Here is an 8,692-nt window from a genome sequence, read left to right on the forward strand (position 1 = left end):
CCAATCACCATGCTAGGTACATTTCAACAAAGCCAAATTCGTATCGAAGTTACAGCATCAGCCGATGCCATTCATGACAGTATTTTGCATCCTGCCAAACTAAAAAAATGGCTATTGGGGCAAAGTTTTCCCCCAGAAATGCCCACAGAATTACCACCAGGATTTGAGTTCACCACCTGGGCTGGACCAGTCTCCATTCATCACCAAGTAGACGTAGTAAAACCCAATTGTTTGCGCTTAATACTCAGTGGAGGCATTGACGGCTTTCACGAATGGTACTGGGGCGAAGGCTGGGTACAATCCCGCCTAGAAGGCATATCCATGTTACCCCTAAACTTAGGACAAACCCTGAGTTTAGTCAGCTTACGCCAATTCTTAACCACAACCAAGTAACTTCTCCTCCTCCTCCTCTCTGCGCCTCTGCGCCTCTGCGTGAGAAAAATATCATTTAGTAATTACGATATCCATAAAAGCACTCCTCCCGTCGCCAAAAGGCAGATAATTCCTGTCAACCCCGCGGGGGGTTTTTTATTGATCCCCCCGTATCTATAGTAGCGATCGCCCCAACCAAGTAACTTCTCCCCTCTGCGTCTCTGCGCCTCTGCGTGAGAAAAATATCATTTAGTAATTACGATATCCATAAAAGCACTCCTCCCGTCGCCAAAAGGCAGATAATTCCTGTCAACCCCGCGGGGGGTTTTTTATTGATCCCTGTCACCCATGTAGGAACTTGATCTGTGTAGGTAATTAATCCCGCTGTATCTATGGTAGCGATCGCCCATACCCAACCAGCATGAAGTCCCCAAGCAATCCCTAAACTATTGCCATCAGCTAATCTAGCTAATACTAAGACCATACCCATTAGCCATAATCCAGGCAGTTGAGGAAGAGTTTCTTTTTGTTCCCATACCAAATGTAAGACAGAAAAAACCAAGCTAGAAATAATTGCAGCTAACCAAATTGGATAATTTTGTTGTAACTGAGTGAATAAAAAGCCCCGAAATACAAGTTCCTCTATTCCCCCCACAAACAAAGCCACTAGGGAAATCGTTAATAAACTAGATGGTATTAACTTGATCTGAGATTTTTCTAAATAGCACCAACCGGCGCGAATTTGCCCAAAAAATACTATAGCTAGACCCAAAACACCCAAGCTAAAACCCAGTAATAAAGAGCCGAAAATAGAAGCCTTCCCCACTAATCCATAATCAGGGAAAGAACCCAATTTCAACCCTTGAAATCCCCAGAGAATTAGAGGAACTAATAAATAAAGAGATACTAATAAAGGAATTTTTTGCTCTGGTTGTAAAGATTTGTGTATTTGCCAATTCAAAGTAATGGCTAAAACTGCTACCAATGGCAACCAGCAACCTATCCAAACAATAAAAAAAGCCATGACCAAAAATACTGGCGTATCTTTGAGAAACTCCAGCAAAGTATGGACTGATGAGTCTAAAAATGACAGTGGAATAGACATAAAAAACATGACTAACTTCCTGCAACAACAGATTTCTTGACGAATAATCAAGACTCTACTAGAATTTGTGACTCATGGAAGAGGTCAAAACGTTTTTTATGTCTTATCCCACTGCAATTATTTAACCACAGCTACTAATTAGCGGTAGCTCTAGGGATAAATTCATGACAATTTACCTTAAACTTATCCCTGATAGGTGAAAAAATTTATTCTTCTGCATCTGATTCATCAGCATCATCAGCATCATCAGACTGGATTAATTGTTTATCACTTTCACCAAGCTGAATTAAGTGAATATGTTTGTAACCGAGTCTAATTTCAAATTCGTCACCGGGCTTTAGGTTCATTGCTTTGGTGTAGGTTGCACCAATCACAATTTGACCATTTTGATGAACACTGACCCGGTATGTCGGTTCGCGTCCACGTCCATCTTTTGGTGCTTCTGGGCTGAGGGGAATGCCTCTAGCTGACAATAAAGCATCATAAAAGTCTGTTAAGTTAACTCGAACTTGACTATTTTTAGTAACGGTGTAATAACCACATTGCTTTGCTCTTTCTCGACGTGGCAAGGTGGAAAGTTCTTTAACTTTCGCCAGCAATGTTTTTCCGGTTAATGGGGCAGTTGCAGTTTCGGTCATTATGCTCTAATTTTCCTTAATCTCTTCAAATTGACAGCGTAGCATGGACTTAGCCATTTCAGAATTTTCTTGTGTGTCTAGTATTGAGCAATCAGCGCAACTGGACTTCAGAAGTCAACAAAACATGAGGGTGATGGGTGAATTCCTGCTGATATGTCAGCAACAGAAGACTCTATTACAGTTGTCCATAATAGGTTTGTAAGTCATAGTTGCCACAGACATTTATTTCAGTAATTTTACGGCTTTTTTAACCATCATTGGCCATCGGAAATTAAATTATTTTCTCTTTGGTCACTGTTGTAACGGTGTAACTTCAAGCCACCTTTACAAGTCAGGTTAGTTCTACTCCAAAAAAGATAAAGCAGTCCGGTCTTGGGATTTCCCCAAATGGGGGAACTGCCGCGTAGAGCCAATAAATTACAGGTTTTTCACATTCAGTGCTGCTTTTCTCTTGCCTTTGAGTTATAGGAATAAAGACAGCATAGGATTTATGTGTGGTCTGATGGACATACACCCTTTTATTTTGCCAGTAGAGACATGAATTTTCTAGTCTCTACATTACGAAGAAACAAAAGAAGTGTTAGCCGTGCTTATGCGGCTATTCTGATTTTGTTAGTTCGTAATTTTCTATTAAATACTAGCATGAAATAATAATAGCAAAATATTTTTTGAATTTAAAATTCATATTACAACTAAATTTTGATCTAGATCCCTGGAGTTGAGCCGCTAAAATCCAGGCGAGATTTTCCTCAAGCTTGATACTGTCGGGAGGATGATGCCAGGACTTTTATAAAAGTTAATCTAATTTAGACGTGCTTTCTATGAGTGAGTCAGTTAAATTCTAGAGTTTCTATGGCTTCACTCCAGGATCTATCTGGGACTATAAACAAAAGGCGGGGTGAAAAATCCCTGCTGTTAATCATTATCAGATTCAAAGCTGCGATTAGATTATCTACGTCTGTCTATGGGAAGAATAAATTTACCATATCTCCGGGATATTTGATAGCCACTCTTCTGAGATTTTCCCTGGCTTTGACATTTATATATATGTAAGGATGTAGAATTTTTATAGCTAGGGCTTGACGAAAGAAGTATTAAGTGTAAAGGATCAAGGGTGAAGGCTGCCGTCAACTCAAGCGGAAGAGAAAATCTATTTTTATACTTTACGCCTCATACTTCATCCTTCCCTAGTTTCATGATTTTCGAGGTAGGTAAGGTAAGACAGAAGATTTGCACCCAAGATTTGGATTGATCATCATGGAAGTTATTTTTAAGATTACTCGACAAGAAGAAAATTCTCACCCTGTTTTCAAGTCTTACGTTTTGGAGGTAGAACCAGGTAATACTATCCTGGATTGTCTCAATCAGATTAAGTGGGAACAAGATGGAAGTTTAGCATTTCGCAAAAATTGCCGCAATACAATTTGTGGTAGTTGTGCTGTGCGGATTAATGGGCGTTCTGCTTTGGCTTGTAAGGAGAATGTGGGGAGTGAACTGGCTAGACTGGAGAAAATATCATCATCTGCAAATCAGCCTCAAACTACTCCAGAAATTACAGTTGCACCTTTGGGGAATATGCCTGTAATTAAAGATTTGGTTGTGGATATGAATGGTTTTTGGCATAATTTGGAGACGGTTGCTCCCTATGTGAGTACCGCAGCTAGACAAGTTCCTGAAAGAGAGTTCTTGCAAACGCCTCAAGAGCGATCGCTTCTTGATCAAACGGGCAATTGTATTATGTGTGGAGCTTGTTATTCTGAATGTAATGCTCTGGAAGTTAATCCTGATTTTGTTGGTCCCCATGCTTTGGCTAAGGCATATCGCATGGTGGCAGATTCCCGCGATAGTAATACAGAACAAAGATTAGAAACCTATAGCACAGGAACTCAAGGGGTTTGGGGTTGTACTCGTTGTCTTTATTGTGATTCGGTTTGTCCGATGGAAGTTGCCCCATTAGAACAAATTACGAAAATTAAACAGGAAATTCTGGAGCGTAAACAAGCTGATGACAGTCGGGCAATTCGTCATCGTAAGGTTTTAGTGGATTTAGTTAAACAAGGTGGTTGGATTGATGAACGCCAATTTGGGGTTCAAGTGGTTGGTAATTATTTCCGCGATTTGCAAGGTTTACTCAGTCTTGCACCTTTGGGCTTGAGAATGCTAGTTAAGGGTAAATTTCCTCTTTCTTTTGAACCGTCCCCAGGAACTCAGGAAGTGCGATCGCTCATCGAATCTGTACAAAATAGTGATTAGTCAGTTGCAAAAGAATGTTTCCCTTTCTTGCGCTACTTATTTCTTAATTCTTCTTTTTTAATTCTTCTTTCTGACTCCTGACTTCTGAATGGGCGCAGGCCCTGCGCCCCTACTTCCTGGATTAACTTGGCTCTTGGGGAATGTTCAATTTTCGCCCAAATCGGTCATACACTAAAATATCCCATTGTCCATTGTTACTATACTCAAAGGCGATTCTACTACCATCAGCACTAATTGTTGGATTGCGGACTTCTCCTTGCACATCACCTGCTAAATTTCGTGATTGACGCACATCTCGATCATAAAAAACAATTTGTGTTCGTCCTTGACGACTAGCAGCAAAGACAATAAATTTGCCATTGTCAGAAGCCGCAGGATGGGAAGCAATTGTATCAAAGGAATTTAAGCCGGGTAGATCTACTAAATTACGAGTCAATGTATCAAACATATATACATCTTGACTGCCTCGGCGATCGCTTGTGAATACAATATATCTTCCAGAAATTTGCGGATTTAATTCGGACGAGAAGCTATTTAAACTCCTTCCCCCGGAATCAAATGGGTAACTGAGTAAGCGCGGGTAGCCAAAACACCCAGTTAACAGAGTTGAGCATAAAACTAAAATTATTGATAATTTATAATTCATAGGATGTTAAATAAAAAAATTCCCCCTCTCAAAATGCGTAAGCGTTGCGTGGCGTTAGCCATATGGAACGAAGTGAAATGAAGCAATCGCCAGGGTTGTGATTGCTTCCCTTCGCTCGCAATGACTGTAAATATTTTTGTCCAATTACTTAACCTTGCACTTTTTTGTTCTCAAAATCAGTGAGACCCTTACTGAGAGGCGGTTCTAGCTTTACTCAGCAAGCCCTACTTATCTTTGCCCATTTCTAAAATTCTACTGGCGACTGGTTCTATTACCGGAGTTACTGATAGACGATTGCCTTTTTTCACTACTAATAATTCATCATCATTAAACTCAGCTTTGAGTGTTGATAGTGAAAGAGGATGATTAAAAATTTCGACAAATTCCACTTTTACAGTTTGCCAACGGGGGGATTCAAGAGTTGATTTGGCATCATAATATTTACTATTTATATCAAATTGTGTTGGGTCTGCAATACCTGTTTCAACTATCCGCATTAAACCAAAGATACCGGGTGGTTCAGTGTTGGAGTGATAGAAAAATGCTAAATCTCCTATTTGCATTTGCTTCAAGAAATTCCGGGCTTGATAATTACGTATACCGTCCCAAATCGTCTCACCTTGCTGTTGTAAGTTTGTAATACTATAAACTGCTGGTTCTGACTTCATTAACCAATAATTAATTGTATTCATTTAAGTAGGTTGGCGTTGAAAATTGTCGTTATGGCAAGGCAAAAGGCAAGAGGCAAGAGGCAAGAGTGAAGAGGGTTTGGGCGATTTTACGTTTCTTTACACAGTTTGGTTTTATTGTGTTCTCCTACTTAATAATTAATTCCATAATTGTAGAGACGTTACAGAGAACGCCTCTATATATACTAACTTGCTGCTAAATTACCCCAAGCAATATAAGGTAGTTTTGCTGCTGTTGCTTTTACCTGTTGGGCATTTGCTACTAACTGTCCGCAAGCGTCCCAAGTTCCGCTAATAAAAGTGCTTCTTGTGCCTTCACTAATCATAACTGAGGCAGTAAAATCACCAAGTTGCACTTGCAATTTTTCCAAATCTATGGTTTTAACTGCTTGAGGATTGGTAGTAACTAATTCTTGTAGATGTTTGACTACTTTCTCATCAGCAGTTACGCATGGTATCCCCATTGCTACGCAGTTACCAAAGAAGATTTCGGCGAAGCTTTCACCAATTAGGGCTTTAATTCCCCATTTTGCTAGAGCTTGGGGTGCGTGTTCTCGTGATGAACCACAGCCAAAGTTGCGGTTAACTATAAGAATTTTTGCGCCTTGATATTGGATTTGATCAAAGGGGTGTTCACCATTTAAGGCTTTTCTGTCGTCAACAAATACGCCTTCTCCTAAGTCGTCAAAGGTGATGGCTTTTAAGTAGCGGGCGGGAATAATTCGGTCGGTGTCTATGTCGTTACCAATGAGGGGAACGGCGTTACCGGATATTTGTTTTACTTCACTGACCATAATATTAATGAACCACGAAGGCAGAAAGGAAGAGGAGTTTGAGAGGGATGCTTTGTGGGACGGGCTTCTAGCCTGTCCTAGTTTGGGCGGGCAGGATGCCCACCCCACAAGATTTATCACAGTAATTCACGCACATCGGCGATTTCGCCTTTGATGGCGGCTGTGGCTACCATTGCGGGACTCATTAATAAGGTGCGACCGGAGGATGATCCTTGTCTCCCTTTGAAGTTGCGGTTGGAGGAGGAGGCGCTGATTTGTCTGCCTTGGAGTTTGTCGGGGTTCATGGCTAAACACATGGAACATCCTGGTTCTCTCCATTCAAAACCGGCGGCTTGGAAGATTTTATCTAGTCCTTCGGCTTCGGCTTCTTTTTTGACTCTTTCTGAACCAGGAACTACGAAGGCTTTTATACCTTTTGCAACTTGGCGACCTTGGGCAATTTTGGCGGCTTCTCTCAAGTCGCTAATGCGTCCGTTGGTGCAGCTACCAATGAAGCAGACATCTATTTTTGTGCCTTGGATGGGTTGACCGGGATATAAGTCCATGTAGCGGTATGCTTCTTCGGCGATGAAGCGGTCTTCTTCTAGGAGTTCTGCGGCTGTGGGGACTTTTTCATCTACGCCAATTCCCTGACCGGGTGTAATTCCCCATGTGACTGTGGGGGGAATATCTTCGGCATTAAATACTACGATATCATCGTATTCTGCATCAGCATGACTACTGAGGGATTCCCACCAAGCAATAGCTTTTTCCCAGTCTGCACCTTGGGGAGCAAAATCTCTATTTTGTAGATAATCGTAGGTGATTTGATCGGGGTTGACGTATCCGCATCGCGCCCCACCTTCTATGGCCATGTTACAAACGGTCATTCGTTCTTCCATGTTCATTTGGGTAAAGGTTGTACCAGCAAATTCGTAAGCGTAGCCTACGCCACCTTTTACGCCTAGTGTGCGGATGATGTGCAATATTACGTCTTTGGCGTAAACTCCGGGTTTTAATGTGCCGTTAACTTCGATTTTGCGAACTTTGAGTTTTGATAATGATAGGGTTTGGGAGGCGAGAACGTCTCTAACTTGGCTTGTACCGATACCAAAGGCGATCGCACCAAATGCACCATGACTTGATGTGTGGCTATCTCCACAAGCGATGGTCATTCCTGGTTGTGTTAGTCCCAATTCAGGGGCAATGACGTGAACTATTCCTTGATTTCCTGAACCAATATTGTAAAAAGTTATGTCATTTTCTTGACAACTCTTTTCTAATGCCTGAATCATTTCTTCGGCCATGCTATCCATAAAGGGACGAGCTTGGTTTTCTGTGGGAACGATATGATCAACTGTGGCTATTGTCCGTTGTGGAAATAATACTTTTAAATCCCGCTCCTTGAGCATTGCAAAGGCTTGGGGACTGGTAACTTCATGAATAAGATGTAGTCCAATAAATAGTTGTGTTAATCCTGATGGTAATGTACCAACGGTGTGTAAGTCCCAAACTTTGTCAAATAGTGTACCCTTGCTCATACATTAATCTACATTAAAGGAGTCGGACTTCCGATTGTATCAGAAATTTGGTGGCAATGGAATTTTAGAAATCTAGCTGCTGATAGTGGTTAACAAAAAAAATATATGACGGGTTGTCATATTTGGCATTGATTGTATTTAAAATGAAATGAGAACAATAAACATACTTCCACAGGACAGAACCATGAAATCTATCGCAGCAACTTTGCGACGCTTGAGCCTAGCTGTATTAACAGTTATTGTAATTTTTGGTAGCTTTGCGGTATTCACTCCTACTGCATCTGCGGAAACATATACAGTTAAACTGGGCAGTGATAAAGGTATGTTAGCCTTTGAACCCAAGAAATTGACTGTTAAAGCTGGTGACACAATTGTTTGGAAGAACAACAAAGTTCCCCCCCACAACGTTGTCTTTGATGCTAAGAAGAATCCTGCTAAAAGTGCTGAGTTAGCAAAATCTTTGTCCCACAAGAAGTTATTAATGAGTCCTGGACAAACCGAAACCACAGTTATTCCTGTTGATGCTGCTCCTGGTAAATACACATTCTACTGTGAACCTCACCGTGGTGCTGGCATGGTTGGTCAAGTCACTGTTGAAGGTTAATATATAGCCACGAACCATCCTTGTTAATGTACAGGGATGGTACAGTAGCTATCAGTAAATCAAAAAGCTTA

At 41.1% G+C, this 8,692-nt stretch carries 9 protein-coding genes; 3 read left to right on the top strand and 6 right to left on the bottom strand.

Annotation, left to right across the window (positions count from 1 at the left end):
* The first annotated feature begins 9 nt into the window (after window positions 1-9).
* Window positions 10-393: a hypothetical protein gene (locus FJR37_RS22465; protein WP_174763465.1), complete on the top strand. Its 384-nt coding sequence runs from the start codon at window positions 10-12 to the stop codon at window positions 391-393.
* A 235-nt stretch (window positions 394-628) separates the two neighbouring features.
* On the opposite strand, the gene FJR37_RS22470 is transcribed toward FJR37_RS22465, so the two are convergent.
* A complete protein-coding gene (locus FJR37_RS22470; protein WP_174763464.1) occupies window positions 629-1,486 on the bottom strand; it encodes a CPBP family intramembrane glutamic endopeptidase in 858 nt (285 codons plus the stop codon).
* Between the two features lie 197 nt (window positions 1,487-1,683).
* The gene (locus FJR37_RS22475; RefSeq protein ID WP_168467166.1) at window positions 1,684-2,115 is read right to left on the bottom strand and encodes an AbrB family transcriptional regulator; all 432 of its coding nucleotides are present in this window, start codon (window positions 2,113-2,115) and stop codon (window positions 1,684-1,686) included.
* A 1,257-nt stretch (window positions 2,116-3,372) separates the two neighbouring features.
* On the opposite strand from FJR37_RS22475, the gene FJR37_RS22480 reads away from it, so the two are divergent.
* A complete protein-coding gene (locus FJR37_RS22480) occupies window positions 3,373-4,368 on the top strand; it encodes a succinate dehydrogenase/fumarate reductase iron-sulfur subunit (protein ID WP_168467167.1) in 996 nt (331 codons plus the stop codon).
* Window positions 4,369-4,489: 121 nt separating this feature from the next.
* On the opposite strand, the gene FJR37_RS22485 is transcribed toward FJR37_RS22480, so the two are convergent.
* The 4 genes from FJR37_RS22485 to leuC all read right to left on the bottom strand — a co-directional run bounded on the left by FJR37_RS22485 (window position 4,490) and on the right by leuC (window position 8,017).
* Window positions 4,490-5,014, bottom strand: a complete 525-nt coding sequence (locus FJR37_RS22485) for a PD40 domain-containing protein (RefSeq protein WP_168467168.1) — start codon at window positions 5,012-5,014, stop codon at window positions 4,490-4,492.
* A gap of 224 nt (window positions 5,015-5,238) precedes the next feature.
* Window positions 5,239-5,706 carry an EVE domain-containing protein gene (locus FJR37_RS22490; protein ID WP_235335065.1) on the bottom strand — a complete coding sequence of 156 codons (468 nt, stop codon included), beginning with the start codon at window positions 5,704-5,706 and terminating at the stop codon, window positions 5,239-5,241.
* 182 nt (window positions 5,707-5,888) lie between these two features.
* A complete protein-coding gene (gene leuD, locus FJR37_RS22495; protein ID WP_027402708.1) occupies window positions 5,889-6,497 on the bottom strand; it encodes a 3-isopropylmalate dehydratase small subunit in 609 nt (202 codons plus the stop codon).
* 116 nt (window positions 6,498-6,613) lie between these two features.
* Window positions 6,614-8,017, bottom strand: coding sequence for a 3-isopropylmalate dehydratase large subunit (leuC, locus tag FJR37_RS22500; protein WP_168467169.1), 1,404 nt, complete (start codon window positions 8,015-8,017; stop codon window positions 6,614-6,616).
* Between the two features lie 184 nt (window positions 8,018-8,201).
* Between leuC and petE the strand changes: the two genes are divergently transcribed.
* Window positions 8,202-8,621: a plastocyanin gene (gene petE, locus FJR37_RS22505; RefSeq protein WP_168467170.1), complete on the top strand. Its 420-nt coding sequence runs from the start codon at window positions 8,202-8,204 to the stop codon at window positions 8,619-8,621.
* The last annotated feature ends 71 nt before the right edge of the window (window positions 8,622-8,692 follow it).

Origin of the sequence: Aphanizomenon sp. UHCC 0183 (genome assembly GCF_009712065.1) — a bacterium.
Taxonomy (GTDB): Bacteria; Cyanobacteriota; Cyanobacteriia; order Cyanobacteriales; family Nostocaceae; genus Dolichospermum; species Dolichospermum heterosporum.

Bases quoted from the DNA above. Each gene is read 5' to 3' on its own strand.
- FJR37_RS22465 (WP_174763465.1), top strand. From the start codon at position 10: ATGCTAGGTACATTTCAACAAAGCCAAATTCGTATCGAAGTTACAGCA.
- FJR37_RS22470 (WP_174763464.1), bottom strand. From the start codon at position 1,486: ATGTTTTTTATGTCTATTCCACTGTCATTTTTAGACTCATCAGTCCAT.
- FJR37_RS22475 (WP_168467166.1), bottom strand. From the start codon at position 2,115: ATGACCGAAACTGCAACTGCCCCATTAACCGGAAAAACATTGCTGGCG.
- FJR37_RS22480 (WP_168467167.1), top strand. From the start codon at position 3,373: ATGGAAGTTATTTTTAAGATTACTCGACAAGAAGAAAATTCTCACCCT.
- FJR37_RS22485 (WP_168467168.1), bottom strand. From the start codon at position 5,014: ATGAATTATAAATTATCAATAATTTTAGTTTTATGCTCAACTCTGTTA.
- FJR37_RS22490 (WP_235335065.1), bottom strand. From the start codon at position 5,706: ATGAATACAATTAATTATTGGTTAATGAAGTCAGAACCAGCAGTTTAT.
- leuD (WP_027402708.1), bottom strand. From the start codon at position 6,497: ATGGTCAGTGAAGTAAAACAAATATCCGGTAACGCCGTTCCCCTCATT.
- leuC (WP_168467169.1), bottom strand. From the start codon at position 8,017: ATGAGCAAGGGTACACTATTTGACAAAGTTTGGGACTTACACACCGTT.
- petE (WP_168467170.1), top strand. From the start codon at position 8,202: ATGAAATCTATCGCAGCAACTTTGCGACGCTTGAGCCTAGCTGTATTA.